Raw genomic sequence first — 25,970 nt, forward strand, 5'->3', positions numbered from 1 at the left:
ACCTGAGGGACCGGTGGGCGCCACGGGAGAGATATGGGACGCGTGCGCAGCTGGACGGTCAACCGACGCATCGCTCTGCCGATCGCGGCGGGAGGAGCCGTCGTCCTCGCCCTGGGCGGCCTCTACGGAACCGCTCTCGCGGTCGGAGGCGACATAGACCAGGGCACACGGGTCCTGGGGGTGGACCTCGGAGGCATGAGCCGGGCCGAGGCGCGCCAGGCGCTGACCCGGCAGCTCGGGCCCGCCGCCGCGGCGCCGATCACGGTGAAGATCGGCGACCGGGTGGAGAAGGCCGACCCCGCCGCGTTCGGACTCTCCCTCGACGCCGAGGCGACCGTCGACCGCGTCGTACGGACCGGCTACGGTCCGGGCACCGTCATCGGCAGCCTCTTCGCCTCCGGCAGCCGCGACGTGGCGCCGGTGATCGGCATGAACGAGCAGACCGCCCGCGCCGCCGTGGACCGCCTCGGGCTGACCACCGAGCAGCACGTCCGCGACGGGGCGATCACGTTCGAGAAGGGCACGGCGAAGGCCGTCACCCCGCTCCCCGGCGTCTCCCTCGTCGAGGACCGGGCCCTCGCCACCCTCCGCGACGCCTATCTGCGGCCGCACACCGCTCCCGTCGTCCTGCCGGTCGCGCGCACCGAGCCGCGCGTCGGCGCGGAGGAGACCGGACGGGCCATGCGCCAGTTCGCCGAGCCCGCGATGTCCGGGCCCGTCACGCTCACCGTGGCCGGCCGGCGGATGTCCGTAACCCCCGCCGTCCTCGGCGAACACCTCAAGATGCGTACCGACGGGCAGGGCCGCCTCGTGCCCGCCCTCGACTCCAAGGGCCTGCTCGCGGACCCCGCCGTGGCGCCCACGATCGACGAGGTCACCCGTACGCCGCGCAACGCCGTGCCGGGCCTCGCCGCCGACGGCCGCGTGGTCATCACCGACCAGGGCCGTACGGGACGAAAGGTGACCCAGGACGCGCTCGGCCGGGCCGTGCTGCCCCTGCTGACCCGCACCGGTGCGGCCGCCCGCAGCGGCGAGGTCGCCACCGTGGCGGTCCAGCCGGACCTCACCGCCGATGAAACGCGGCGTCTCGGCATCAAGGAGAAGGTCTCCTCCTTCACCGTCGAATTCCCGGCCGCCCCGTACCGCACCACCAACATCGGCCGCGCCGTGGAGCTCATCAACGGCTCCGTCGTCATGCCCGGACAGGAGTGGAGCTTCAACCGCACGGTCGGTGAGCGCACCCCCGAGAACGGCTTCGTCGACGGGATCATGATCAACGACGGCCAGTACGTGAAATCGCCCGGCGGCGGTGTCTCGGCGGTCGCCACCACCATGTACAACGCCGCGTTCTTCGCGGGCGTCAAGCCCGTCGAGCACGGCGCGCACTCCTTCTACATCGAGCGCTACCCCGAGGGCCGGGAAGCCACCGTCGCCTGGGGCACCCTCGACCTGCGCTGGATCAACGACTCCGGCCACCCGCTGTACATCCAGGCCCGGTCCACCGACACCTCGCTGACCATCTCCTTCCTCGGCACGAAGAAGTACGACGAGATACGTGCCACCAAGGGGCCGCGCACCAACATCACGCCGCCCGGGAAGCGGACCGGCAGCGGCGACACCTGCGAGGTCCAGACGCCCCTGGAAGGCTTCGACGTCACCGTCGGCCGGACCTTCGTCCAGGGCGGCAAGGAAGTCAAGCACGAGGACTTCAAGACCCACTACACGCCGCGCGACGAGGTCACCTGCACCCCGGAGGGCGCGCCGGAAGCCTCTCCGGGCGCCACCCCGGGCGCCACCGCGGGCGCCACCCCCAGTGCCGCGCCGGGCGGCGCACCGCAGGCCCCGGCGCTCGCGCGGACCCCGTCGTCCGCCGTCGCGGACGGCGCCGGGACCGAGGCCCAGCGCCACGCCGACTGACGTCACCGGAGGACCAGGTGTGACAATCCGGGCGCTCCCTGTGCATGTCGGGGGCCGCGGACGCCCGGAAGTGCTACAACTGGGTTCGTGACCATTCCTCGCCACCCGTGCCGGGCACGTCGGTGCGGTCACCTCTAGGCAACCGGAACAAGAGCGTCGCCGGACAGGTATTCGTCCTCCAGGTGGCGATCGTGGTGTTGCTCGCGGCCGGGGCCCTGCTGGCCCTGGTCCTCCAGTCGCGGCACGACACCGAACGCGAGGCGCGCAACCGGTCGGTCTCCGTCGCCCAGACCTTCGCCCACTCCCTGGGCCTCCAGGACACCCTGAAGTCGGCCGACCCGTCCAAGACGCTGCAACCCCTCGCCGAGACCACGCGCAAGGCCGCCGGGGTGGACTTCATCGTGGTGATGGACACCAACGGCATCCGCTACAGCCATCCCCAGCCGGACCGCATCGGGAAACGATTCGTCGGCACCATCGAGCCCTCGCTGAAGGGCCAGGTCCACACCGAGAGCGTCGACGGCCCGCTCGGCAAGGAGATCCAGGCCGTGGTGCCGGTCACCGGGCCCGACGGCAAGGTCAACGCCCTGGTCTCGGCGGGCCTCACGGTCAAGAACGTCACCGGCGTCGTCGACCGCCAGCTCCCGGTCATCCTCCTGGCCATCGCCACCGGCCTGGCCCTGGCCACCGTGGGCACCGCGCTCATCAGCAGACGCCTGCGCCGCCAGACCCACGGGCTCGGCACGCAGGAGATGACCCGCATGTACGAGCACCACGACGCGGTGCTCCACGCCGTCCGCGAAGGGGTGCTGATCACCGACGGCGAAGGCCGGCTCCTGCTCGCGAACGACGAGGCCAAGCGCCTGCTCGGACTCCCGGAGGACGCCGACGGACGCCACATCGCCGACGTGCCGGGCCTGGACCGCCGGATGGCGGACCTGCTGCTCTCCGGCCGCGAGGCCACCGACGAGGTCCTGGAGAGCGGGGACCGGCTGCTCGTCGTCAACCAGCGGCCCACCCACCCCCGCGGCCGCCCGGAAGGCGCCGCCATCACCATCCGCGACTCCACCGAGATGCAGGTCCTGACCAGCCGGGCGGAGACGGCCCGCAGGCGCCTCAAACTGCTGTACGACGCGGGCGGCGACATCGGCACCAGCCTCGACGTGGTGCGGACGGCCGAGGAGCTCGCCGCCGTGGCCGTCCCCCGCTTCGCGGACTTCGTCACCGTCGACCTGGCCGACCAGGTCATCGACGGAGAGGAGCCCCGCGCGGGCTCCGACATGCGGCGCACCGCGGTCTACGGCATCCGCTCCGACCACCCCCTCTACCCCGTCGGCCGGCTGATCGACTTCCTGCCCTCGACCCCCCAGGCGCGCGGATACGGCACCGGCCGGGCCGAGCTGGTGCCCCACCTGGCCGACGCGCCGGGCTGGAAGGCCCAGGACCCGCCGCGCGCCCAGGCCATCGTGGACTACGGCATCCACTCCCTCATCGCGGCCCCGCTCATGGCCCGGGGCGTCGTACTCGGCGTGGTCAACTTCTGGCGGTCGCAGAAGCAGGAACCCTTCGACGAGGACGAACTGTCCCTGGCCGAGGAACTCGTCGCCCGCGCCGCCGTCAGCATGGACAACGCGCGCCGCTACACCCGGGAACACGCCCTCGCCGTGACCCTCCAGCGCAGCCTGCTGCCGCGCGCCCTGCCCGAGCAGAGCGCCATGGACGTGGCGCACTTCTACCTGCCCGCGCAGTCCGGGGTCGGCGGCGACTGGTTCGACGTGATCCCGCTGGCCGGCTGCCGCGTCGCGCTGGTCGTCGGAGACGTCGTCGGACACGGCCTGCACGCCGCCGCCACCATGGGACGCCTGCGTACGGCCGTGCACAACTTCTCCTCCCTCGACCTGCCGCCCGACGAGATCCTGGCCCGCCTGGACGACCTCGTACAGCGCATCGACCACGACGGGGAGGGCGACGACGTCAACGGCGGCGTCCTCGGCGCGACCTGCCTGTACGCCGTCTACGACCCCGTGTCCCAGCGCTGCACGATGGCGCGGGCCGGCCACCTGCCACCCCTGGTGGTCGCCCCCGACGGCACGACGGAGATCGTGGAACTGCCGGCCGGACCCCCGCTGGGGCTGGGCGGCATGCCCTTCGAGACCGCGGAGCTGGACCTCGCGGAAGGCAGCCAGCTCGTCCTCTACACGGACGGGCTGATCGAGGAGCGGACCCGGGACATCAGCGAGGGGCTGGAACTGCTGCGCGCGGCCCTCAGCCACCCCGACCGGGACCCGCACGAGAGCTGCCGGGCCGTGCTCGACATGCTGCTGCCGCCCCGGCCCACCGACGACGTGGCCCTGCTCATCGCCCGGACCCGGACGCTCGGCCCGGACCGGGTCGCCCAGTGGGAGGTACCGTTCCAGCCGAGCGCGGTGGGCGCCATGCGCAACGCCGCGGCGAAGAAGCTCGACGAGTGGGGCCTGACGGACCTCGGCTTCGCCACGGAACTGATCCTCAGCGAGCTGATCACCAACGCCCTGCGGCACGGCAGCGCACCCGTACGGGTACGCCTGCTCCACGACCACAACCTGACCTGCGAGGTGTGGGACGGCAGCAGCACCGCCCCGCACCTGCGCTACGCCGCCACCACGGACGAGGGCGGCCGCGGCCTGTTCCTCGTCGCGCAGCTCAGCGAGCACTGGGGCACCCGGTACACGCCCGAGGGCAAGGTCATCTGGGCCGAGCTGGCCCTGCCCGGCGCCGCGGGCGGCACGGAGGCCGCCCTCGCGGCCTTCCTGGACGTGGACCCCATCTGACGGTCCCCGCGCCCCGCGGGCCCCTCAGACCGCGCCGGGGACGCCGCCCGGTTCCGCCAGCATGTCGTCGACGATCCGCATCCGGGTCTCCGGCAGGCGCTCCGCGATCGCCTCCACCATCATCGCGACCCCCTGCGGATCGGGCGCCGAACAGCGCTCGCGCGCCGCCTCGTCGGGCCAGCGGGCATACGCCACCCAGGTACCGTCGTCCGCCCGGTGCAGCCGGGAGCCGTAACTGCCGCACTGCGCGTGGATGGCCGCCGTCACCCGGTGCCAGCCGTCGGCGAACTGCTGCTCCATGCCCGGCCTGAGCCGCCATCGATAGATCACGGCGAACACGCCCCGATACCCCCGCATCATGATGTGGATCTTTGCTCGCCACCCTAGGGGGTGTCCCCCAGCGCCCGCCGAGCAGGCGGAAACAAACCCGGGGAGCTTCGCGGACGCGCTCGCTACCATCGCCTGGTGCACGCCGAACCCCGCCCCTGGTCCCCGTATCCCAAGATCCCCTCCAACACCCGGCTCGGGGAGGTCCGCGGGCGGAACTGGGTGGCCCACGAGAAGATCCACGGCGCCAACTTCGCCGTCGTGTGCGACGCGTCGGGCGCGCACCCCGCCAAGCGGCGCGAACTCCTCACGGACGGCGGGCTGGACGACTTCTTCGGCGTCGGCCGGATCTGGCCCGCGCTGTCGGTCGCCGCGACCCGCTGCGCCCGGCGCCTGCGCGAGGACACCGGAGCCCCGGTCTCGGCGGTCGTCACCGTCTACGGCGAACTCGCCGGCGGCCGGTACCCCCACCCCGGCGTACCCGCCGTACCGGGCGCGGAGCCCGTCCAGACCGGCGTCTGGTACGCACCCGAACTCCTCTGGCTCCCCTTCGACGCCACCGTCACCGACCACGACGGCCCGCGCTGGGTCGGGGACCGGACGCTGCGCGCGGCCGCCGCCGAGGCCGGGCTGCTGTGCGTCCCGCTGCTCGCCGAAGGCCCGCTCGCGCGTCTGCAGGAACTGCCGTCGGTCTTCCCCACCCGGCTGCCCGCGCTGCCCGGCAACCTCGCCGAGGGCCTCGTCGTCAAACCCGCCGACGGATCCCGCGAACCCGGGCGGCCCATGGCCAAGTTCAAGCAGCCCGCCTTCGCCGAGGACGAGCGCTTCGACGGCTCGCGCCCCTACCGGGCGCCCGCCGAAGGCGCGGCAGGAGTCCCCGGCTGGCTGCTCGCCCACGGCACCGGCCTGCTCACCCCGGCCCGGGCGGCGTCCGCCGTGAGCAAACTGGGACCGCGCACCCCGCCGGACGAGCTGGCCGCCGAGATCGCCCGCGACGCCACCGAGGAGGTGGCGCAGGCCCTGGGCGGCCTGGACGCGTCGACGCACCGCGCACTGGAGGAGTGCCTGCACGCCGGAGCCCTCACCCTGGCCCGCTTCGACGCCGCCGACCGCCGCTCCTGACACCACCGGCTCCGTCGGCACTGTGCATACTGCTGGCATGAAGTCCCCGATCGGCTCCCGCATCCACCTGATGATCACCTTCGTCCTGGTGACGTGCGGCGCGGTGGCCGGAGCCTGCCTCGGAGTGCTCGTGTCCGGCCGGCTGATGGCGGTGGTCTTCGGGGCCGTGGCCGGTCTCGGCGCCGCGCTCGGATCGTTCTTCTCCCGCCGGCAGGTCCTCGCCCTCTTCCAGCCCGACCACGAGGCCGTCCCCGCCGACGGCTACGCCGAAGGCCTCGCCGACGCCGCCCTCGTGTGCATCGCGACCTATCAGGCAGCCGTCTTCCCGCTCACCCCCGACGGGGTGACCGAGTCCGAGCGCGAGGCCCGCCGCACGATGGCCTACCGCATCTCCGCCTACGAGGGCCTGCCGTACCCGGTGCGGACCTCGGCGGCCGCCGCCCTCGAAGCCATCGACGACGGCGCGGACCCCAGGCTGGCGGAGACCGCGATGAAGGCGCTCTGCCTCACCATCTACGACAACCGCCACGGCCGCTGACCCCGGCGCGCGGGGGGCCGCCCGGTGCGCTGAGCGCATTGTCCGATCGGCTGGTCGGCAACGGTTGGGCCTCGGTCCGGCCGTCGGCAGTGGCCTGATGCGGATCATGGCGTTTTCCGGTTATGGAATCTGACGGGATGCTGTTCGCTCGGGCGCCGCTCGACGGTGTCGTCTGGCTCGACACACTGGTCCACGATCCGGACTGCCGGTCATGTCCGCGCCTGCGGGGGCCGGGAGAGGAATCCGAGGAGGCCGACCCCGACGCCGACGGGCTCCCGGTGCTGTCGGGCCGGGGCCGGAACTGGATGGTGGCCGCGTCCGCGGTCACGGTCGTTTCGGCCGTACTGACCGTCGTGGCGAACTGAGCCCTCCCGGCCAGGCCCCGCGCGCACCCGGGTGTGCGCGGGCTCACCTGCACCGGTGGAGGGTGAGCGTCCAGGTCCGGTGACTGTGCTCGCCGGGCCGGTCGGGGTGTTGTTCGGTGATGGTCGCGGTGATCTCGTCGCCGGCGCGGTGGAGCGCGCCGTGGTAGCGCCAGGCTTCCGCGGCGTCGATGGCGAGCAGTTCGGCGAGGACGGTGTCCTCCAGCCGGCGGCCGACGGCGCGCAGCACTCCGGCGTCGAGAACCAGGATCGTGCCGTCCGTGAGGACGAGCGGCTCCGGGGTCTGCGGGTCGGTGAGCGACGGTCCGCGTTCCACCGTGCCACCGGGCAGCAGCCGGACCACCCGGCTGCCGGTCGGGATGTTGCGGTCGGTCTCGACGACGCGGATGCCGGTCCCGATCACGTAGTGGCCGTAGCTGCGCCAGGAGTCGTAGAGGGCGCCGTCGCGGTCGTACGCCCAGGTGTCGAAGGCGTCGTAGCCCTCCAGGCCGAGCACGAACCGGCCGCCGCCCAGGGCCGCGCCGCGGGCGCCGCGCAGTTCGGCGATCCGGCTGCCGTCCGTCAGGTCGAGCAGCACGGCCGGGCCCAGGTTTCCCCAGGCCGTGTACGCGAGGGAGTCCGTCGTGACCAGAACCCGGCCGCCGGAGATGTGGGCGGCGTTGGGGACGCCGGAACAGAGCGCGGTCCAGCGGGTGCGTCCCGAGTCGTCGATGCAGCTGATCTTCCCGGCGGCACCGTGGATCCGCAGATCCTGCCGCCGGGCGAGCGGCCTGCCCCCGGCACGGGACGGGCCACCCGGCGGCAGACCGGCCCTGCGCCCCCGTGCCCGCACCGTGACCCGCCACCCGCCGGACCGGCCGTCCTCCTGCGATATCCCCATGGACCCAGATGCTAAGGCCGGCCGGACCGCGGCCCCGTCCGCAACCGTGGTCGATCCGACGACGCACCGTCACCAAGCTGTGAAGCTTCTGCGGGACGCTGGTGCTCAGCCAGCACGGCCCAGCCCGGCGCGTTCCGCGCATTCCCCAGGGGGGACCATCATCATGAGCACCGTACGCAAGGCCGCCATCGCCCTCGCCGCCGTATCCGCACTGGCCCTGACGGCCTGTGGCCCCACCGAGGACGGCGCGGCGGGCGGGTCCGGGACGCCCGCCGCGAGCCCGACCGCCGGGCCCGGCGGGAGCGCGACCGCTGCCCCCAGCCCGAGCGCGAGCGCGTCGAAGTCCGCGGCACCGAAGAAGACCACGACCCCGTCGAAGTCCCCGAAGCCGGGGTCGACCGACCCCGACTTCGACGTCTTCCCGTGCAGCACGTTCGACGTGACCTTCACCGCGAACCTGGCCGAGCCCACGACCAGCAGTTACCTGCTGAAGATCACCAACAAGGGCACCAAGGCGTGCAGGGCGCTCGGGCACCCGATCGTCACCTTCGGCGACCTGGACGGCCAGGCCACGCAGCGGGGCGCGGCCCCCGGCATCGAGGACGCGCTCCGCCTGGAGCCGGGCCAGTCGGCCTACGCCGGGCTCATGGGCGGCGCGAACGACGGCAAGGGCAAGACCGTCAACTCGATCGCGCTGACCATGAGCACCGAGTCCGACCTCAAGCAGACGCCGCTGAAGGCGTCCACTCCCGGCCTGTACGTCTCGCCCACCAAGAACTCCGTGACCGCCTGGATGAACAACGCGGAGGACGCGCTGAGCCTGTAGACCGGCCCGCCGGCCCCGCGTGGCGGTCGCCGGCACGTCCGCGTTCATCCGGTCGGCCGAGCAACGCAGGCCGGCCGCGCCCCGCCGGGTCAGGCTGTGGACAAGGACCGTCACCACCGCACAGACGAGGACCGAGCCCATGTCCCACAGCCGACGTATCAGCACCCTCGTGGGCGTCGCAGCACTGCTCCTGACGGCCAGCGCCTGCTCGGGCCTGGGCCGGAGCACCGTCGGCATGCTGACCTTCCGCGGACACGACTCGCCGGTCGAGCTGAGCTACTCCAACACGCCGGTCGTCGGCTGCCACAAGATCGGCATCCCGAAGGGGGCCACGCACGTCGAGAACAACACCCTCGTCGACATCGTCCTGTACCGGACACCGGACTGCCAGAAGACCGACAAGGCCGACGGGATCTACGTGGCCACCACCCTCTCGAACGTCACGGCCCCGGTGAGCCTGCCCTGGCGCAGCTTCAGCGTCATCCACTGACCCCGCACCCGCCTGCCCCCGGGCCCCGCCGCTTGCGGGCGGGCGCGCTCTGTTCCATAGTCCGAGGTATGGACGAGCGCGAGGCGGCGCTCCGACAGGCGCACGGCCATGCCGTCCGCTGGCTGGCCAGTCTGTCCGACCGCCCGGTTCCCGCCCGTGCCTCGGTCGAGGAGATCGTGCGCGCGCTCGGCGCCGAGCTGCCCGACGGGCCGAGCACGCCCGCCGATGTGGTCGACCTGCTCGCCACGGCCTGCGAGCCGGGGCTCACCGCCTTCCCCAGCGGCCGCTTCTACGGGTTCGTCATCGGCGGTACCGAGCCGGCCGCACTGGCGGCCGACTGGCTGGTCGGCGCATGGGACCAGAACTGCGTGATGCGCGCGGTCTCGCCCGCCTGCACGGCGGCGGAGGAGATCGCCGAAGCCTGGCTGCTCGACCTGCTCGGCCTGCCTCCGGACAGCGCCGTCGGTTTCACCACGGGCGCCACCATGGCGAACTTCACCTGCCTCGCCGCCGGGCGCGACACGGTGCTGCGGCGCGCCGGCTGGAACGCGGCCCATGACGGACTCGTCGGCGGGCCGCCCGTACGCGTGGTGGCGGGCCGGGACCGCCACATGTCGATCGACCTGGCCCTGCGCTACCTCGGGCTCGGCCGGCCCGAGCTCGTCGGGGCGGACGGCGAAGGACGCATCGACCCCGGGGCCCTGCGCCGCGCCCTGGCGGCCGGCCGTCCCGGCCCCACCATCGTGGTCCTCCAGGCGGGCGACATCCATTCGGGCGCCTTCGACCCCTTCACCGAGACGGTCCGTATCGCTCGCGAGGCCGACGCGTGGGTGCACGTGGACGGTGCGTTCGGCCTGTGGGCGGCCGCCTCCCCGGCCCACGCCCACCTCACCGACGGCTGTGCGGGGGCGGATTCCTGGGCCACGGACGCCCACAAGACCCTGAACGTCCCGTACGACTGCGGCCTCGCCATCGTCCGCGACCCCTCCGCCCTCCGGTCGGCGATGGGCGAGCGCGGCGACTACCTCATCCAGCACGAACACGGCGACCCCGTCGACAAGGTCCCCGAACTCTCCCGCCGCGGACGCGCCTTCACCGTCTGGGCCGCCCTCAGATCCCTCGGCCGCCAGGGCGTGGCCGACCTCGTCGACCGGCTGTGCCGGCACGCCGGCGCCTTCGCCGCCGGCCTTGTCGCGATGGAGGGCGCGACCGTCCTCAACGACGTGGTCTTCACCCAGGTCTGCGCCGCGTTCGGCGACGACGCGCGCACCGACCGGGTACTGACCCGCCTCCTCGACGAGGGCGCGGCCTGGATCAGCGGCTCCACCTGGCACGGCCGCCGCGTGATGCGCATCTCGGTCAGCAACTGGTCGACGACCGACGAGGACGTCGCACGCACCCTGGACGCGATCCGCCGCGCGTCCGACGGCACATGAGGACAGGTCAGGGCTCCTCACCGCCGTAGGCCGCGATGTCCTGCGCGACGTTGAAGTCCGGGCCGTGCTCCGCCCGCATGTCCTCGAACCACCTCATGGTGCGCGCACCTGCGTACGAGACCAGTCCCGGCGAGACGCCCAGCCGGAAGCCGCCGAGGAGCGGTTCGTCCTCCGGTGTGCGGGGGAGGATGTTCAGCGGCGACGGGCCGTCCGAGGCGTACACGACGCAGTCGGCGGACACCGCCAGCGGGAACAGGCCCGCCGTCCGCGCCGACGTGAGCATCTTGCGGTGCATGTTGGTCCGGCCCTTCGCGGAGACCGCGGCCCGGATGTCGGGTCGCCAGGTCGGGCGCTGCGGAGCCTGCCACGACTGCCCGCCGAGCAGGGCCAGACCACCCTCGGCGGTCGCCTCGATCGCGCCGAGCACGGCCGCCGCCCCGGGATCGCCCCGGTGGCGGCGGGCCATGGCGTCCAGCAACTCCTTCTCGGTGAGACCCGGGACCATACCGAGGTCGGCCATGGTGGCCAGGTAGCCGTCCCGCAGCCGCTCGTACCAGGGGTCGAGGTAGGGGGCGCTCCTGGTACGGACGTACGCCTCCAGGGGGTGGACCGCGAAGCCGAGTTCCACCGCGTACGCCAGGGTGGGGGTGGTGTACCAGGCCGCGCCCGTCGGAGGGCGCCCGTGCGGTGTGAACGGGGAGGGCAGGCGCGGGTCGAGGGTGATGTGGGACAGGTCCACCAGCCAACTGCCGGGAAGCGACTTGTCGAAGCCCGGCCGCCTGACGTGCACGGGGGCGTCGAGCCCCACGCCGAGCCGGCTCGCCGCCCCGACCGGCGCCAGGTTCACCCTGATGCCGACCACGTGGGACGCGCCGAGTTCGGCGTCGGCGGGCGGCCGCTGCCAGGAGTGCGCCTCCTCCATCAGCACCTGGTCCGGAGTGCGGCGGTGGCCGGGCGGGTGGAGGCCCGCGAGCATCGGGTGCCCGTCCGGGGCCTCGCACGGCGCGCAGTCCACCGCCTCCGTGAGCGCCGAGGGATTGGGCGCGGACACCCAGGCCCCGGTCCGCTTGTCCCGTACGGCACGGGTCGGCGGGCGCAGCGCGGTCATCAGCGACAGCCCCGTGGCCGCCGGAGAGCCGTGCGGGGTGATGACGCGCTCGGCGTACGTGCCGAGCACACGGGCGGCCGCGGCGGGCGGGAGCTGCGCGGTCGCACCCCAGTGGCGGGGGTCGAGTCCGCCCCAGGGCAGTACGCACAGCTGGACGCACTGCCGTCGGCTCCCCCGGGCGGGGCGGTACAGCCGGGTCCAGGAGCCGAATCCGGTCCGGGTCGGCTGCCAGCCCGACCGCCGGAGCCGTACGAGGACCTCGTGGCCGTCCGGGAGGGACCACCGGGAGCCGCCGGGACTGGGCGGGAGGCCGAACCGTTCGGCCGCGGCCGGGGTGAGGACGAGCAGCGGATCGGCCTCCCTGCCGTGGCGGTGCAGCCGCGGCGCGCCGAGGCCCGCCCGGGTCAGGGCCCATTCCAGGAGCTCGGCGAGCGTCGTCGCGGGGGAGTACAGCACGCGGCCGCCCGCGCAGTGGGCCCGTACCGTGCCGTTCTCGGCATCGACGACGGCCAGCGGCCCGTTCTCGAACTGCTGCGGTTCCGCGGTGGCCGATCCGTTCCCGAACTGCCGCGGTGCCGCGGTGGCCGCTCCGGCGGGCAGTCGCGGCGCCGCGGTGGCGGGCCCGGCGGCCCGGTTGCGCAGCCGGATCCGGGCGGCGACGGCGTTCTGGGCGAACTGCTGCGGTTCGGCGCTGCCGCGCCGGGCCATCCGGCGCCGGACGGCCCGCCAGGCGTCCTCCAGGCTCAGCTCCGGTCCCACGCCCGCGATGCCGTGTTCCAGCACGGAGATCAGCTCGCCGGTGAACTCCGGGAACGGGGCTCCCGGCGGGACGAAGGAGCGCCGTGTCGCGGGAGCCGACGTCAGGACGCAGTCCCCGTGGTCGTCCCCGTCCACCGCCTCCCCGCCGCCGGCCGGGTGCCCGGCGGGACGTGCGGTCTCGTCCAGGGCGTGCGCGAGGTCCTCGCGGGTCGCCCCGCCGATGCCGGACATCGCACCCGCCAGGCCGCTGTAGCAGCAGTCCAGCAACGTCACCCGGTGCCGCGCCCGGTACCCGGCCTGGCGCACCACGTCACGCAGTGTCCGGTACGGCAGCGACCCGATCTGCGGATGATCCGCGTCCGCCTCGGCCAGGGCCAGGTACAGCTTCTCGTCGCGGTCGCGCAGCCCGTGCCCGGCGAAGTGGACGAGGAGCGTGTCCGTGGCCTCCAGGGCCGCGTCCCGCACCGCGCCCAGTATCCGGGAGCCGGAGGCGTCCGCGCCCAGCACCGTGACGTGCGCGGCGGGCAGGCCCCAGACCGACGGGTCCTGCAGCAGCTCGGCGAGACGGTGTGCCCCCGCGGCGGTCGCGGGCAGCGGCTCCAGGTCCGGGTGGCCGTAGTCGCCGACCCCGATCAGTACGGCCCGGCTCGCGTTCGGATCAGGAACCGGCACCGGGGGATTCCTGCGAAGCGCCCTGCGAGAGGCCCGGGCCGGCCTGACCGCCGGCCAAGGCGCGCGCGACGCGCGCCGCGTCCTCCGCGGTACCGTCCTCGACGACGATGCGGACCCCGTCGTACTCGACCACCAGCTGCGCGCCGGAACGCTGCCGGGGCGGCAGCGAGGCGCGGAACGTCCGGTGCGCGTACACCAGCGCCGTGGCGGAGAACCCGGAAGAGACCGCGAGACTGATCCACTCGACCAGATCGCCCGACATGGCTCCGCTCGGGGCCGTCGCGCGGACCCGCCGGACGGCCGTGGACCGGGACACCTCGCGGTCCTGCGTCAGCCAGTCGGCGAAATCGCCGGTCAGCCCGGCGGTCCCGGACGCACCCGGGTCGTCCCCGTCATCGGCCCCGATCCTTACGCGCATGTCGGCCATCCCTGGTTCCCCCGCTTCTCCGTAGGTCCAACTGCCCTGCCGGCGAAGGCAGGAGTCGCCCTCACCCTATCCGTGTCGATCTTGCTTGATGCGCCGTTCGGTCCGGCGGGAGGCGAGGGTCACGGGCGTCGGGCCGTCGGGGCGGACGGTGATGCCGTACGCCGCCCCCGTGGGGACGGCCCGGAAGTCCGGGACGTGGTCGGGCAGCAGGAGTTCGAGCAGGGCGACCGACTCCCGCAGGGCGAACTGCTGGCCGAGGCAGGCACGGGGGCCGATGCCGAACGGCAGATAGGAGCCGGGCCGCGTCGGACGGCCACCGGGAACGGTGAAGCGCCTGGGGTCGAAGTGCTCCGGATCCGGCCACAGACCGGGATCCCGGTGGGTGAGGTAGGGGCAGACCAGCAGATCCGTGCCCGCGGCGACGCGGTAGCCCGCCAGGACGTCGTCCTCGGCGGCGTGCCGGGGCAGGATCCACGCGGACGGGTAGAGCCGCAGCGTCTCGCCGACCAGTGCCCGGATCGCCTCGCGCCGCTCCGCCGAGCCCGCGCGACCGGCCGCGAGGGCCTCCTCGCGGGCCGCGGGGTGGCGGTCGAGGAGCAGGTACAGCCAGGTGAGCGTGGTCGCGGTGGTCTCGTGGCCGGCGACCAGCAGGGTGACCAGCTCGTCCCGCACCAGCCGGTCGGTGTACTCGGGGTGCTCGGCCGAGGCATCGACCAGCACCTGGAGCAGCCCCGGCCCGTCGGGGCCCGGGGCGCCGTCCCGGGCGGCGGCCACCGCCCGCCGGGCGACCTCGTCGATCCTGGCCAGGTCGTCGGCGACGGCGTCCCGGGCGTCCACCCGGTCGGCGGGCAGGCTCGGCAGCGCCGCCACCACGGTGGCCACGGAGGTCAGTTCGTGCGCCGTGGCGTCGTCGAGCGGGTGCCCGGTCAGCGCCCGCCAGATGGTGTCCAGGGCGAAGCGGCGCATCTCCTCGCCGAGATCGAAGGTCCGCCCGGTGAGCGCGTGTTCGGCCCACCGTCCGGCCGTGGTCCGGGCCGCCCCGGCGATCCGCGCCTCGTAGCGGCGCATCCCCTTCCCGGTGAACTGCGCCTGCAGCAACTTGCGTTGGCGCCTCCAGGCCTCGCCGGTCGCGGCGAGCACCCCGTCGCCGATGAGCAGGCGGGCGCGGTGGGAACGCTTGACGTACCGGTCGGGGTGCAGGGCGAGGACGTGCTGGACCGCCTCGGGCGCGGTGACCAGGACGGTGGGCTGCGGCCCGAGCCGGAACGCGGCGACACCGCCCAGCCGTTCGCGTACCTGCGCCAGCAGGTCGACCAGTTCACCCCCGTGGGCGCGCCACCGCTCCACGCAGCCGGGGTCGGCCTCGGGGAGCGGTCGCCCCGCCCCGGACCGCTGCACGGTGGGCGGCCCGCTGCTGGCGTCGATGGCCACGGCTCTGCTCCTGTCCGGCTGTCGGGACGGTGACCGACGGATGCGTCGGCATCACGGACTGTACGGGGACGGACGGGTGCGGTGACAGCGCCGGAGGGCCGATGGCCCGATTCAGCCCGGTGGCTGGGGTTCGGGCCCGCCGATGCGGGCCGCGAGGAGGGCGATGTCGTCGTCGGCGGAAGCGGGCACCAGGTGGGCGATGAGCGAATCGCAGAGGTGGTCGAGCGATTGCTGGGGCGCGGCGAGCAGGCCGGTGAGTTCGGCCAGGCGTTCGTCGATGTCACGGCGGCGCGCCTCGATGAGGCCGTCGGTGTAGAGGACCAGGGTGCTGCCGGGCGGAAGGGCGATGTCGGTGGTCGTGAAGGAGATGCCGCCGACGCCCAGCGGGACGCCCGGCGGGGTCTTGACGAGGTAGACCGTGCCGTCGGGCTGGACCACCGCCGGGGGCGGGTGGCCGGCGCGCGTGACCGTGCAATGGCCGGTGGCGGGGTCGCAGACCACGTAGAGGAACGTCGCGAGCATCGGGTCGGACAGGTCGGCGAGGGCGGCTTCGAGCTGGTGCAGCAGGGCGGTGGGGGGCATGTCGAGGCGGCCGAGGGCGCGGACGGTCGCGGAGAGCCGCCCCATCACGGCGGCGGCCGCGATGCCGTGGCCCATGACGTCGCCGATGAGGAGCGCGGCCCGGCCCCCGCTGAGGGGCAGCACGTCGTACCAGTCACCGCCCACCTCGTTGACGTCGCTGGCCGGCAGATAGCGGTGGGCGATCTCGATGCCGGGCGGCGGGGTGACGTGCTGGGGGAGCATGCTGCGCTGGAGGACGACCGCGGTCTCGTGCTCGTGGTGGTAGAGGCGCGCGTTGTCGATGCTGATGGCGGCGCGGGCCGACAGCTCACCGGCGAGGGTGACGTCGTCGGAGCCGAACGGGCCGGTGCGCCCGGTGCGGTAGAAGGTGGCGACGCCGAGGACCATGTCGCGGGCGATCAGCGGCGTCATCATGAAGGAGTGCACGCCCAGCTCCATTAGCTGGGCCGGTTTGGGGGTGTGCCGGGCAGCGGGGGCGACGGCCCGCTCGTCGAGCTGGGCGATCAGGAAGGGCTGCCGGGCCGCGAGGGCCTGGGTGTACGGGGCGGTCGTGGGGAAGACGAGGGTCCGGCCCAGGGGCGCCAGGGCCTGCGTGACGGCGGAACCGGTCAGCGGTGCCTTCCCCAGACGGCGCAGGGCGACACCCCCGGCCAGTCCCGTGCCGGGTTCGATACCCCGGGCGAGGGAATCCAGGACGTCGACGGTGACGGCACTCGCGAGGTGCGGGACGGCGAGGTCGGCGAGCTCCTGCGCCGTGCGCTCCAGGTCGAGGCTGGCGCCGATGCGGGAGCTCGCCTCGCTGAGCAGGGCGAGACGGCTGCGACCCGCCTCCGCCTCGGTGTGGTCACGCTGCTGCATCGTGATGTCGAGGAGCGAAGCGATCACCCCGATCGGCCGGCCGCCGGGATCCTCCACGCGCACGTACGAGCACGACCACACGTGGTCGTGGTCCGGGTCGGCAGGGGTCCGGCCGGTTCGGCGCCGGTCGAGGACCGGCTCACCCGTCTCCAGGACCCGGCGCATCGCCTCCTCCATCTCGTCGGCGTTCACCTCGGGCAGCAACTGGGCCAGCCGCCGCCCCACATGGGCGGACTCCGCGAGACCGTTCATCGCCTCGAGGGCCGGATTGACCTGGAGGAACCGCAACTGCGTGTCGAGGACGCCGATCCCGACCGGCGAGCGGGCGAACAGCCCGTCCCAGACGGCCGACGAACCCCGGATGCGGCGGGCCGCATGGGCGTCCGCGGCGAAGACCAGCACGGCCGAGGCGCCGTGGCGGCGGTCCGGGACCGGGCAGGCCCAGATCTCCAGCTCCAGCGGGTGACCCTTGCTGTGCCAGGCGGTGACCGTACCCATGACCCCGCGCCCGGTCGCGGCCGTCTCCCACAGGGACCGGCCCAGGCTGCGGTCGGCGCCCGGATGGAGCAGATCGGAGATGTGCCGTCCCAGTACCTCGGGCGGGGCGTAGCCGAGGAGCTGCTGGGCGCCCTGGTTCCAGCGCACGATGATCCCGTCGTTGCTGGTGGCCACGAGCGCGACCGGCAGGGCGCCCAGCCAGCCTCCGGCATCCTGGGCGGCGCTGCTGATCAGATCGTCGAGCGGCATCTCCTCATGCATCCTGCACCCGCTCCTCGGGGGCGGCCCCGGCCTCGCGCCGCGCCGGCCCCGCCGGGGCGGCGTGCGCCACCGTCGACCCGGCCACCGTCGACCCGGCGCCGCGGCCGTGCCGCGGTCCGCCCGTGCGGCCACCCACCCGCTGCGACATGCGACTGCGCGTGGTCCACATCTCTCATCGTCGCCCGGATGGCACCGCGGCGCCCCCCGGCCGGGCGGCTCCGGCCGCCGCCGGGGCTTCGGCGCAGCGCAGGCGCCCGGCGGTCACGGGGGCGCCGTCGGCCACGTTGCGGTCGAAGGTGACGCTCCTGACCCGGACCGGCCGGTCGCCGACGGTGACCTCGACGACGGCGTCGAGCTCCGGGTCCACCTGCGTCCGGGAGCCGGGCAGGGCTGCCGCCACGGTCGCCGCGTCGTCTTCCCGGCCGGTGGCGTACCGGACGACCGGGGGCCCGGGCGGGCGTACCGCGGGGGCGGTCGCGGAGGAGTCGGTGACGGCGAAGCCGTTGCCGCGCAGGGCGGCGGCCACCTCGGCGTCGTCCACCCGGACGGCGATCCGGGCCGGATCGGCCGGGGCCGGGTTCTCCGCGACGGGCTGGATCCGGGTGTCGCCCGTGATCGGGCGGTCCGCGCCCAGGGCGGCCCAGAGCGCGGCGGACCGGGCCTCGTCCCACACCAGGGTGGAACCCACACCGGGGACGCGGTGGTCGAAGAGCCGGATGGGGACGGTCGCGAACTCCGTCCGGTCCGCCCGGAGGTGGCCGAGCGCCCAGCCGATCCGCACCAGGTCGTCCAGGCCCGTCCGTTCGTCGGTGCGTACGGTCTTCAGCAGGGTGCGTACGGTCCGCGCCGTGCTGATGGGGCCGGCCAGGGCCCCCTCCGCGGTGAGCCGGGCCAGCAGGTCGTTGACCACCCGCTGCTGGCGGCGGACCCGGCCGAGGTCGCCGGGCCGGAGGTCGACGTGACGGGCCCGGACGTAGCGCAGTGCGCGGTTCCCGTCGGCGAGGTGGCGGCCGGCGCCGATGTCGAGCCCGGAGTTCTCGTCCTTGAGCGGCCGGTCCGTGCACACGGTGGCGCCGCCGAGGTTGTCGACCGTCTGCTCGAAGCCCGTGAAACCCGTCTCCAGGTAGTGGTCGATGCGCAGACCGGTGGCCTTCTCGACGGTGGCCACCGTGAGCGGGCCACCGCCGAGCGCGAAGGCACCGTTGATCTTGCCGCGGCGGCCCGGGCCGGCGGCCGTGGCGGTGGTGGCCGCGTACTCGACGTAGGAGTCGCGCGGGATGGAGACGATGCTCGCGCGCCGCCGGTTCTGCGACAGGTGGACGAGCATCATCACATCGGTGCAGTTGCACCCCTTGCCGCCCACGTGGAGCCGCCGCTTCTCGGCCGCGGAGAGTCCGGCGCGGCTGTCGATGCCGACGACCAGGATGTTGGTGCCCCGGCCGCCGCCAACAGCACCGCCACCGCCTGCCGGCGCGCTCGCGGCCGAGACGGCCTGGGAGCCCGCGAAGGAACCGCAGGAGAGGGCGGCCAGCAGGGTCAGGGCGACAGCGGTACGACGCAAGACACATCCCCAAAATAGAACGAACCGACTGAAATGGGGAATGTACTGGTCTGCTGTGCGAGCGGCCGGTCTGTACGCGCCGGGATTCCTCCCGCCGGGGGCGGGCTTGGTACATCTGCCCGCCGCGGCGGGGAGGCCGGCGCCGGCCCGGTCAGCGCTCGGACAGCTCCGACGGGGCCTCCTGGACGATCCAGCTGTTGCCGTCGGGGTCGTCGAAGGTCAGGAAGGAGTTCCAGGTGCCGCCCTTGCCCTCCTGCCAGCCCGATGCGCCGAGGTTCCGGACGGGCGACACGTCCACCCCCCGGGCCACCAGTTCCTCGCGGGCCGCCTCGATGTCCGTGACGCACAGCTGGAGGCCGTGCAGGGTGCCGGGCTCCATGGTCCGGCCGCCGGGCGCTCCGGGCATCCCCTGGAGCATGGCGATGGAACACCGGGAACCGGGCGGCGTCAGCTGGATGATGCGCACGCCGGGGGAGACCTCGTCGTCGAGGTCGACGCCGAAACCGACCTGGTCGGCGTAGAAACTCTTCGCGCGATCCATGTCGGTGACAGGGACGGGGACGACTTCGAGCGTCCAGTTCATGGAGTGTCTCCTTCGGGGATCGGGGGATCGGGGGATCGGCGGGTCGCACGGCGGGGCGGGTCCACCGTTTCCCATGGAGGACCCGTGGCGCACGTCGAAACGCCCGGCGGCCGCCGACTTCTGCGGGAGGGACGGGGCGGTTGTCGCGGGTCAGTCGTCGGGGAGGACGCGGCCGTCCTCGTCGAGCGTCAGGTGGATGCGCGCGGGGTCCTGGCTGTTGACGTCGGACGGCCGCGGGCCCTCCGGCCCGTCGGGCCCCCAGCGCAGCAGGCGGCGGGTGCGGACGATCTGGTACAGCGTGCCCTGGAACTCCAGCCGGTCCACGCGCCCGGCCCGGAGCGTGTCGGCGGCCCCGGCGTACGCCGCCATCTTCGCGGCCCGCAGATCGGCGCTCTCCCCGCCGCCCGCGGCCGTCCACGTACGGGCGTCCGTGCGCGGGTCGGCGTCCTCGGGGATCAGACCGCGCATCCGCGGCCACATCCACGTCAGGGCGAAGTCCAGCGACTTGCGGGCGGCGTGCGGGGTCGCGTGCGGGCCGCTGACCGGCCGCCAGCCGTCCTTGGTCCGCTCCACGACGCTGAAGGTCGGCGGCATCAGCAGAACGTCCGGGTGGGTGTCCAGGGCTCGCCGCGAGTCGGCGCGCACCTCCTCGGGGAACCGGCCTCCCATGTAGCACAGGCCGCGCAGCGCCAGCTGCTCGAACGCCTGGGTCGGGGTGACCGGGGCGTCCGGATCCACGACCAGACCGTCGTCGATCGCGGGCTCCCGGGCCGCCCGGTCCCAGACGGGGACGAGAGGCTCCGGATCCGTCGGGCGCGGCGTCTCGATACCGCCCGGGCCCGAGGCCGCGTACTCCTCGGCCCGCACCACCCGGTACCGGGTCCCGGACACGACGAGTTCGTCGACGGGTTCGCGCTCCAGCCGGGCGACCGCCGCCAGCAGCTCGCGCCGCTCCGCCCGGTCCTGCGCCTCGTCCTTCGCATGGAACCACAGCCGCGAGTTCAGCCCGTCGCGTGCCTGCTGCGGGCAGCCGGACGTCACTTCCAGCACCACGCGCCACCGCGGCCCGTCCCCGGCGGACTGCGCCGCGACCCCGAACAGCGGGCCGCGCACCACCACATCGCCCGCCCGCGCCACGGCGTCGAGCGCGTCGGCTTCCACTGCGGCTTCCACCGGTTCCACCGGCACCCGCACCACCACCGGCCGCGACCCGCGCGGCCTCATGTCCCCACGGTCCATGGCCCCATCCTGCCGACCGGTGCGGTGCGCCGCCGCTGATTCGCGGATTCCCCGGCCCCGGGGGGCCCGCGGGCGGTACCGTCCGCGCACCCCTGACATTCGTCACTGTCCGACCGCCGGCACGTGCGCGAGCCTGGAGGAGGGAACGAAGCGGAGTGACGAGGGGCAGGGGGCGGCCATGGCGGTGCAGGGACCGACGACCGGACCGGCGACGGGGGCCGTGACACCGCGGCCGACCCGGAGCGGGATCTTACGGATATGGGCCCGGTCGCTGACGGCGGTGGTGCTGCGTCGTCCGCCGGCCCCGGGCCCGCGGCACTCGGCCGGGACGCGTCAGGTGGTCCTGGTCCTGGCGGTGACGGAGGTCGTCGTGGCCTTCCCGCTCTCCTCGATGCTGCCGCCCGCGGTCCGGCCGCTGCACGCGGTGCTGGAGCTCCTTCTCGTGCTGGGCGGCCTCGGCCTGGTGGCGGCGCTGGTCCGCCACCCGCACGAGGTGGACGAGGAGCGGGTGGTCCTGCGGACCGGATTCCTCGGCGACGTGACCCTGCCGCGCCCGGCGGTCCGCTCCACCTCCCCGGTGATACGCACCGTCCCCGGCCGCGGCCCGAGGCCCGTGCCCGGCGAACCGGACGCGGTGGCCTGCTCGGTGGAGAGCGCACTGAACGTGGCCGTGCACCTGGACCCGCCCGTGCTCCTGGACCTGGGCCCGGCCGGGCCGGTGGCGGCGGCGACCGTGTACGTCTCGGTGGACTCGCCGCCCGCCCTCGCCGAGGCCCTCCGCCGCGTGGTCCCGCCGCACCGGGGCTAGGCAGTCTCTTCCGGATCTTGCCGGCAAGATTCGAAAGAGACGGTTAGCCTGGACAGGGAGAAACCACCCGCCGGCACGTGGGGAGGGAGGTCCCCGTGGTGACCCCGAGACTGCGCCTGACGACAGTGGACGCGGGACCCTTCACCCTGCCGAGGAGCGACCTCCTGTACGGGGCGAGCGGCACGGTCACCGTCCCCTCGACGGTCGCCGTCATCGAGCACGCCACCCACGGGCCGATCCTCTTCGACACGGGCGTCAACCACCGCGTCGCCGACCCCGAAGCGGCCGAGGCCCACTGGGGTCCGGGCCTGCGGTCGGCGTACGGCGCCGAGGGGTTCACCCGGGCACACGCCGTCGACGCGCAGCTGGAGCGCCTCGGCTACCGCCTCGCCGACGTCAGGTACGTCCTCTACTCCCACCTGCACCTCGACCACGCCGGAGGGATGACCTACTTCCCGCACGCCGTGCACGTGGCCCAGCACGACGAACTGCGCCATGCCTGGTGGCCGGACCGGTGGACGGCCCGCGGTTACGCCTTCGCGGACTACGCGGGCAGCCGGAACTACGACTTCCTCGAACTGAGCGGTGACACCGACCTGTTCCGGGACGGCACGCTCACGCTCGTGCGCACCGCCGGCCACACCCCCGGCCACCAGGGAGTCATCCTCGACCTCGACCACCACGGGCGGATCGCCCTCATGGGCGACGCCGCGCACCTCCAGCAGGGGATGGAACACGACGTGCCGATGCTCAGCGACTGGAACACCCAGGAGAAGATGCTGACCTACGGGCGCCTGCGCGTGCTGTCCCGGTCCGGTATCCGGGTCTTCCTCTCCCACGACCCGGACCACTTCGCGGCCCTGCCGCACGACGGCGAGTTCTGGGACTGAGGAACGGCCGCGCGCCACCCCACCGGTCGCTGTCCCCCGAGGGGGTCCGGTGGGGTGGGATCGTGCAGCGAGGCAGCCCGCCTCAACCCTTGAATGGGAATGCTCCGACTGTAGGGCGAGCCACTGACAACGCCCGGACGGCCGAGCAGCCCGAACTCGAACATGCATCCGAGAGGTCGCCCGGTCCGGCGGGCTCGGAATGCCGGGCCCGCCCGTCCGGCGCACCCTGGGGAGAGGCGGGACCGGTACCGACACCGTTCCGCCCCTGGTGCCGCCCTCCGGCGGCCCCGACGCGTGGGGAGGCAGAACGCATGGCCAAGTCCGACGAACCGAAGGGCTGGGGGCCGCTTCCGGACCCGCCCCCGGAACTGTTCAACGTGCCCCCGGGCGAGCCGCTCGACGACGCACGGCGCACCGCGGTCCTCGACTGGACGGTGAACCAGTACGTCGCCCTCGGATGGCGCGTCGAATCGCGCTCCCCGACCCAGGCGGTGCTGGTGCGCGGCGGGAACGTCAACCACCTCCTGCACGCGATCCTGACCATCTTCACCTGCCTGCTGTGGGGCGTCGTGTGGATCGTGCTGGCCCTGGGCAACAGGACGGAGCGCGTCGCCCTCACCGTCGACCCGACCGGCCGCGTCCAGACCGTGCACGGTCCGGGCTGACCCGGACCGGCCGGTCCGGTCACACGTCCGGGAACTCCGCAGCGATGCCCAGCGTGGGGGCGATGGCCCGCCAGATCGTCGAGCGGGCCGCCGCGAGGTCCACCCGCGGGTCGTCGAGCATCAGCCGGATGCCGAGGCCGTCGCACAGTGCCAGGACCAGGGTGCCGAGCGCGGTGACGTCGCAGTCGGCGAACTCCCCCGAGCGGATGCCCCGTTCCACGGCCCCGCCGACCCACGTGTGCAGTTGGTCGTACAGGTCGACGGCCAGGTGCCGGGCCGCCGGATCGCGCTGGGCCCGCACCCACAACTCCTGCCAGAGCTTCCAGTCCTGGCGCAGCTCCGCGTCGGTCGGCAGCATGCTCCGCAGGATGCGGGCCAGGACGACCGAGGAGGGCACCGAATCGGGGACGTCCTCGGTGTCCGTACCGGTCTGGGCGAAGGAATGCGTCATCGCCTCGGCGAAGAGCTTCTCCCGCGTGTCGAAGTGGTAGTGCAGCAGGGCCTTCGACACACCGGCGTGCTCGGCGACCTTTCGCATGCTGACGTTCTCGAAGCCGATCTCGGCGATGACTTCGCACGCGGCCGTGAGGATTCGCTCACGCGTCTCGAGTGCGCGCTCGGCCTTGGTCACGTTGGCTGCTCCCCGTGTCGGCGCCCGTGGACCGGGCGGGTGGGCCCGGTTGCCGTGGCCACCACGCCACCATCCTCGCGCATCCGGCCGCCCCCGCGGTCGCCGTAGGTGTGGAAGCCCCTGCCGGTCTTGCGGCCCAGCCGGCCCGCGTCGACCATCCGGGCCAGCAGCGGCGGCGGGGCGTACAGCGGCTCGCGGTACTCCGCGTACATCGACCGCGCGATGGCCTGCACCGTGTCCAGGCCGATCAGATCGGCCAGGGCGAGCGGTCCCAGCGGGTGGGCGCAGCCCAGGGTCATGCCCCGGTCGATGTCCTCGGCCGAAGCGGCGCCGTGCTCGGCCATCCGCACGGCGGCCAGCAGGTACGGCACGAGGAGCGCGTTCACGACGAACCCGGCCCGGTCCCGGGCGCGCACGACCTCCTTGCCCAGTACCCCGGAGGCGAACGCGTGCGCCCGCCGGACGGTCTCGTCACCGGTGAGCAGGGAGGGCACCAGCTCGACCAGCGGGAGTACCGGTACCGGGTTGAAGAAGTGCAGGCCGACGACCTGCTCCGGCCGCGAGACGGCCGCGGCCAGCCGGATGACGGGTATGGAGGAGGTGTTCGTCGCGAGGACCGCGTCCCGGCGCTCCACCACCCGGTCGAGCAGGGCGAAGACCTCCAGCTTCGCCCGCTCGTCCTCCGCCACCGCCTCGACGACGAGGTCCCGGTCCGCCAGCCGTGCCGCATCCGTGGTCACCGCGATCCGGCCGACGGCGGCGTCCCGTTCGGCGGCCGTCAGTTTGCCGGACGCCGCGGCGCGGGCCAGGGAGCGGCTGATCCGCTCCAGGCCGGCGGCCGCGGCCGGACCGGACGCCTCCAGCACCACGACGTCCCGTCCGGCCCGGGCACAGACCTCGGCGATACCGGATCCCATCAGTCCGCAGCCCACGATCCCGACCCTTTCGACATCGGTCATCGATCGGTCCTCCCTCTTCTGGTGCTTGGCGCTTGCGGGGTTCCTGCTGCTTCTGCTGCTCCTGCTGTCGACGGGGCGGGCCCGGACCGCCGGCCCGGGCCGCCCCCACCTGTCACGCCCCGCCCGTCACTGCGGGGACGGCATCCGCAGAACGCCCGTACCGCGCTTGACCAGTTCGCCCGCGATGATCAGGCGCTGGATCTCGGAGGTGCCCTCCCAGATCCGGTCGACGCGCAGTTCGCGGTACAGCCGCTCGACGGGGTACGAGCGGTCGTAGCCGCGCCGGCCGAAGATCTGCAGGCACCGGTCGACGACGCGGCCCGACGCCTCGCTCGCCGCCAGCTTGGCGATGGCCGCCTTCGCGTGCAGCGTCTTGCGGTCGAGGACGCCCTCGTCGACCTCCCAGGCCACCTGGTGGGTGTACGCGCGGTTGACGGCGATGTCGACGGCGCTGTCGGCGAGCATCCCCTGGATCAGCTGGAAGTCGGCGATCGGGGAGCCGAACTGACGGCGCTCCACCGCCCAGTCCCGGGCGAGTTCCAGCGCCCGCTCCGCCGCCCCGATCGTCCGGGCGGCGATCATCAGCCGTTCCTCGGTGAACCACGAGCGCGTGATGTCGTAGCCCTGGCCCACCCCGCCGAGCACCGCGTCGTCGGGCACGAACACCTCGGTGAAGGTGAACTCGGGGTGCTCGTAGACGAAGGTGTGCATCCAGCGCGGCACCCGGGTCATCTCGATGCCCGTCGTGTCCTTGTCGACGAGGAAGAGGGTCGGTGCGCGCTCCTCGCCGGCCGCGGCCAGCACGATCATGAAGTCGGCGTGGTCGCCGACGGTCACGAACCACTTCTCGCCGTTGAGCACCCAGCCGCCGTCGGTCCGCGTCGCCGTGGTCCGCAGGCTCTGCGGGTCGGAGCCGGCCTCGGGCTCGGTCACCGCGTAGCAGTCCCGGCGCTGCCCGCGGATCACGGGGACGAGGTAGCGCTCGCGCTGCTCGGGCGTGCAGAAGGACAGGGCGTTGGCCGGACGCCACACCATGTCCCACAGCGCTCCGGTGAGCCGGCCGAGCTCCGCCTGGACCGTGACCTGCTCCAGGATGCTGAGGCCCGCGCCGCCCCACTCCACGGGCATGTTGACGGCCTGCAGCCCGCTGTCGAGGACGGCATCGCGGATCGCGGTGTGGGCCTGCGGCGGCAGCCCGTTGTTCTCCTCGCAGTCGAGCTCGTACTTCGTGATGAAGTCGGTGAGCGCGCGCGCCGCGCTCCGGAGCTCTTCCTGACGGGCGGTGAGGCGGAAGTCCATGTCTGTCTTT

At 73.7% G+C, this 25,970-nt stretch carries 23 protein-coding genes; 11 read left to right on the forward strand and 12 right to left on the reverse strand.

Features of this window, described 5'->3' with window-relative positions; genetic code table 11:
• Positions 1–33: 33 nt before the first annotated feature.
• Both ACXNSR_RS38300 and ACXNSR_RS38305 read left to right on the forward strand, forming a co-directional pair.
• Positions 34–1,917 carry a VanW family protein gene (locus ACXNSR_RS38300; RefSeq protein WP_458639947.1) on the forward strand — a complete coding sequence of 628 codons (1,884 nt, stop codon included), beginning with the start codon at positions 34–36 and terminating at the stop codon, positions 1,915–1,917.
• A gap of 182 nt (positions 1,918–2,099) precedes the next feature.
• Positions 2,100–4,727: a SpoIIE family protein phosphatase gene (locus tag ACXNSR_RS38305; protein WP_458643504.1), complete on the forward strand. Its 2,628-nt coding sequence runs from the start codon at positions 2,100–2,102 to the stop codon at positions 4,725–4,727.
• A gap of 24 nt (positions 4,728–4,751) precedes the next feature.
• On the opposite strand, the gene ACXNSR_RS38310 is transcribed toward ACXNSR_RS38305, so the two are convergent.
• Positions 4,752–5,087 (reverse strand): antibiotic biosynthesis monooxygenase family protein, encoded by a 336-nt coding sequence (locus ACXNSR_RS38310; protein ID WP_458639948.1) that lies wholly within the window; start codon positions 5,085–5,087, stop codon positions 4,752–4,754.
• A gap of 105 nt (positions 5,088–5,192) precedes the next feature.
• Between ACXNSR_RS38310 and ACXNSR_RS38315 the strand changes: the two genes are divergently transcribed.
• The 3 genes from ACXNSR_RS38315 to ACXNSR_RS38325 all read left to right on the forward strand — a co-directional run bounded on the left by ACXNSR_RS38315 (position 5,193) and on the right by ACXNSR_RS38325 (position 7,079).
• Complete coding sequence (locus ACXNSR_RS38315; RefSeq protein ID WP_458639949.1) at positions 5,193–6,176, forward strand: RNA ligase family protein; 984 nt, start codon at positions 5,193–5,195, stop codon at positions 6,174–6,176.
• Positions 6,177–6,213: 37 nt separating this feature from the next.
• Complete coding sequence (locus ACXNSR_RS38320) at positions 6,214–6,714, forward strand: hypothetical protein (protein WP_458639950.1); 501 nt, start codon at positions 6,214–6,216, stop codon at positions 6,712–6,714.
• A gap of 137 nt (positions 6,715–6,851) precedes the next feature.
• Complete coding sequence (locus ACXNSR_RS38325; RefSeq protein WP_458639951.1) at positions 6,852–7,079, forward strand: hypothetical protein; 228 nt, start codon at positions 6,852–6,854, stop codon at positions 7,077–7,079.
• A 43-nt stretch (positions 7,080–7,122) separates the two neighbouring features.
• On the opposite strand, the gene ACXNSR_RS38330 is transcribed toward ACXNSR_RS38325, so the two are convergent.
• Positions 7,123–7,977, reverse strand: a complete 855-nt coding sequence (locus ACXNSR_RS38330) for a hypothetical protein (protein WP_458639952.1) — start codon at positions 7,975–7,977, stop codon at positions 7,123–7,125.
• Positions 7,978–8,140: 163 nt separating this feature from the next.
• On the opposite strand from ACXNSR_RS38330, the gene ACXNSR_RS38335 reads away from it, so the two are divergent.
• The 3 genes from ACXNSR_RS38335 (at position 8,141) to ACXNSR_RS38345 (ending at position 10,729) form a co-directional block, all read left to right on the forward strand.
• Positions 8,141–8,803 carry a DUF4232 domain-containing protein gene (locus tag ACXNSR_RS38335; RefSeq protein ID WP_458639953.1) on the forward strand — a complete coding sequence of 221 codons (663 nt, stop codon included), beginning with the start codon at positions 8,141–8,143 and terminating at the stop codon, positions 8,801–8,803.
• A gap of 139 nt (positions 8,804–8,942) precedes the next feature.
• Positions 8,943–9,293, forward strand: coding sequence for a hypothetical protein (locus ACXNSR_RS38340; RefSeq protein WP_458639954.1), 351 nt, complete (start codon positions 8,943–8,945; stop codon positions 9,291–9,293).
• Between the two features lie 68 nt (positions 9,294–9,361).
• A complete protein-coding gene (locus tag ACXNSR_RS38345) occupies positions 9,362–10,729 on the forward strand; it encodes a pyridoxal phosphate-dependent decarboxylase family protein (protein WP_458639955.1) in 1,368 nt (455 codons plus the stop codon).
• A 7-nt stretch (positions 10,730–10,736) separates the two neighbouring features.
• On the opposite strand, the gene tap is transcribed toward ACXNSR_RS38345, so the two are convergent.
• The 7 genes from tap to ACXNSR_RS38380 all read right to left on the reverse strand — a co-directional run bounded on the left by tap (position 10,737) and on the right by ACXNSR_RS38380 (position 20,708).
• Positions 10,737–13,268: a telomere-associated protein Tap gene (gene tap / locus ACXNSR_RS38350; RefSeq protein ID WP_458639956.1), complete on the reverse strand. Its 2,532-nt coding sequence runs from the start codon at positions 13,266–13,268 to the stop codon at positions 10,737–10,739.
• A complete protein-coding gene (locus tag ACXNSR_RS38355) occupies positions 13,255–13,686 on the reverse strand; it encodes an effector-associated constant component EACC1 (protein ID WP_458639957.1) in 432 nt (143 codons plus the stop codon). Before ACXNSR_RS38355 ends, tap begins: the two co-directional genes overlap by 14 nt.
• A gap of 75 nt (positions 13,687–13,761) precedes the next feature.
• Positions 13,762–15,120 carry a cytochrome P450 gene (locus tag ACXNSR_RS38360; protein WP_458643505.1) on the reverse strand — a complete coding sequence of 453 codons (1,359 nt, stop codon included), beginning with the start codon at positions 15,118–15,120 and terminating at the stop codon, positions 13,762–13,764.
• A gap of 117 nt (positions 15,121–15,237) precedes the next feature.
• Positions 15,238–17,325 carry a SpoIIE family protein phosphatase gene (locus ACXNSR_RS38365; protein ID WP_458639958.1) on the reverse strand — a complete coding sequence of 696 codons (2,088 nt, stop codon included), beginning with the start codon at positions 17,323–17,325 and terminating at the stop codon, positions 15,238–15,240.
• 172 nt (positions 17,326–17,497) lie between these two features.
• Entirely contained in the window at positions 17,498–18,886 is a 1,389-nt protein-coding gene (locus ACXNSR_RS38370) for an LCP family protein (RefSeq protein WP_458639959.1), read from the reverse strand.
• Positions 18,887–19,037: 151 nt separating this feature from the next.
• A complete protein-coding gene (locus tag ACXNSR_RS38375; protein WP_458639960.1) occupies positions 19,038–19,469 on the reverse strand; it encodes a VOC family protein in 432 nt (143 codons plus the stop codon).
• 150 nt (positions 19,470–19,619) lie between these two features.
• Positions 19,620–20,708 (reverse strand): DUF5954 family protein, encoded by a 1,089-nt coding sequence (locus ACXNSR_RS38380; protein WP_458639961.1) that lies wholly within the window; start codon positions 20,706–20,708, stop codon positions 19,620–19,622.
• Between the two features lie 280 nt (positions 20,709–20,988).
• Here ACXNSR_RS38380 and ACXNSR_RS38385 point away from each other — a divergent pair, with 280 nt between their 5' ends.
• The 3 genes from ACXNSR_RS38385 to ACXNSR_RS38395 all read left to right on the forward strand — a co-directional run bounded on the left by ACXNSR_RS38385 (position 20,989) and on the right by ACXNSR_RS38395 (position 23,071).
• On the forward strand, positions 20,989–21,516 hold the full coding sequence (locus ACXNSR_RS38385; protein ID WP_458639962.1) for a hypothetical protein: 528 nt from the start codon (positions 20,989–20,991) through the stop codon (positions 21,514–21,516).
• Positions 21,517–21,611: 95 nt separating this feature from the next.
• Positions 21,612–22,406 carry an N-acyl homoserine lactonase family protein gene (locus ACXNSR_RS38390; protein WP_458639963.1) on the forward strand — a complete coding sequence of 265 codons (795 nt, stop codon included), beginning with the start codon at positions 21,612–21,614 and terminating at the stop codon, positions 22,404–22,406.
• 311 nt (positions 22,407–22,717) lie between these two features.
• On the forward strand, positions 22,718–23,071 hold the full coding sequence (locus ACXNSR_RS38395) for a hypothetical protein (protein ID WP_458639964.1): 354 nt from the start codon (positions 22,718–22,720) through the stop codon (positions 23,069–23,071).
• 19 nt (positions 23,072–23,090) lie between these two features.
• On the opposite strand, the gene ACXNSR_RS38400 is transcribed toward ACXNSR_RS38395, so the two are convergent.
• The 3 genes from ACXNSR_RS38400 to ACXNSR_RS38410 all read right to left on the reverse strand — a co-directional run bounded on the left by ACXNSR_RS38400 (position 23,091) and on the right by ACXNSR_RS38410 (position 25,960).
• Entirely contained in the window at positions 23,091–23,702 is a 612-nt protein-coding gene (locus ACXNSR_RS38400; RefSeq protein ID WP_458639965.1) for a TetR/AcrR family transcriptional regulator, read from the reverse strand.
• Complete coding sequence (locus tag ACXNSR_RS38405; protein ID WP_458639966.1) at positions 23,699–24,661, reverse strand: 3-hydroxybutyryl-CoA dehydrogenase; 963 nt, start codon at positions 24,659–24,661, stop codon at positions 23,699–23,701. Before ACXNSR_RS38405 ends, ACXNSR_RS38400 begins: the two co-directional genes overlap by 4 nt.
• Before the next feature lie 126 nt (positions 24,662–24,787).
• On the reverse strand, positions 24,788–25,960 hold the full coding sequence (locus ACXNSR_RS38410) for an acyl-CoA dehydrogenase family protein (RefSeq protein WP_458639967.1): 1,173 nt from the start codon (positions 25,958–25,960) through the stop codon (positions 24,788–24,790).
• Positions 25,961–25,970: the final 10 nt, after the last annotated feature.

This window comes from Streptomyces sp. NC-S4, assembly GCF_054353315.1.

Excerpts from the sequence above, each read along its gene's own strand:
- ACXNSR_RS38300 (WP_458639947.1), top strand. The coding sequence starts at position 34 with ATGGGACGCGTGCGCAGCTGGACGGTCAACCGACGCATCGCTCTGCCG.
- ACXNSR_RS38310 (WP_458639948.1), bottom strand. The coding sequence starts at position 5,087 with ATGATGCGGGGGTATCGGGGCGTGTTCGCCGTGATCTATCGATGGCGG.
- ACXNSR_RS38320 (WP_458639950.1), top strand. The coding sequence starts at position 6,214 with ATGAAGTCCCCGATCGGCTCCCGCATCCACCTGATGATCACCTTCGTC.
- ACXNSR_RS38325 (WP_458639951.1), top strand. The coding sequence starts at position 6,852 with ATGCTGTTCGCTCGGGCGCCGCTCGACGGTGTCGTCTGGCTCGACACA.
- ACXNSR_RS38330 (WP_458639952.1), bottom strand. The coding sequence starts at position 7,977 with ATGGGGATATCGCAGGAGGACGGCCGGTCCGGCGGGTGGCGGGTCACG.
- ACXNSR_RS38335 (WP_458639953.1), top strand. The coding sequence starts at position 8,141 with ATGAGCACCGTACGCAAGGCCGCCATCGCCCTCGCCGCCGTATCCGCA.
- ACXNSR_RS38340 (WP_458639954.1), top strand. The coding sequence starts at position 8,943 with ATGTCCCACAGCCGACGTATCAGCACCCTCGTGGGCGTCGCAGCACTG.
- ACXNSR_RS38345 (WP_458639955.1), top strand. The coding sequence starts at position 9,362 with ATGGACGAGCGCGAGGCGGCGCTCCGACAGGCGCACGGCCATGCCGTC.
- ACXNSR_RS38355 (WP_458639957.1), bottom strand. The coding sequence starts at position 13,686 with ATGCGCGTAAGGATCGGGGCCGATGACGGGGACGACCCGGGTGCGTCC.
- ACXNSR_RS38365 (WP_458639958.1), bottom strand. The coding sequence starts at position 17,325 with ATGCATGAGGAGATGCCGCTCGACGATCTGATCAGCAGCGCCGCCCAG.
- ACXNSR_RS38375 (WP_458639960.1), bottom strand. The coding sequence starts at position 19,469 with ATGAACTGGACGCTCGAAGTCGTCCCCGTCCCTGTCACCGACATGGAT.
- ACXNSR_RS38380 (WP_458639961.1), bottom strand. The coding sequence starts at position 20,708 with ATGGACCGTGGGGACATGAGGCCGCGCGGGTCGCGGCCGGTGGTGGTG.
- ACXNSR_RS38395 (WP_458639964.1), top strand. The coding sequence starts at position 22,718 with ATGGCCAAGTCCGACGAACCGAAGGGCTGGGGGCCGCTTCCGGACCCG.
- ACXNSR_RS38405 (WP_458639966.1), bottom strand. The coding sequence starts at position 24,661 with ATGACCGATGTCGAAAGGGTCGGGATCGTGGGCTGCGGACTGATGGGA.
- ACXNSR_RS38410 (WP_458639967.1), bottom strand. The coding sequence starts at position 25,960 with ATGGACTTCCGCCTCACCGCCCGTCAGGAAGAGCTCCGGAGCGCGGCG.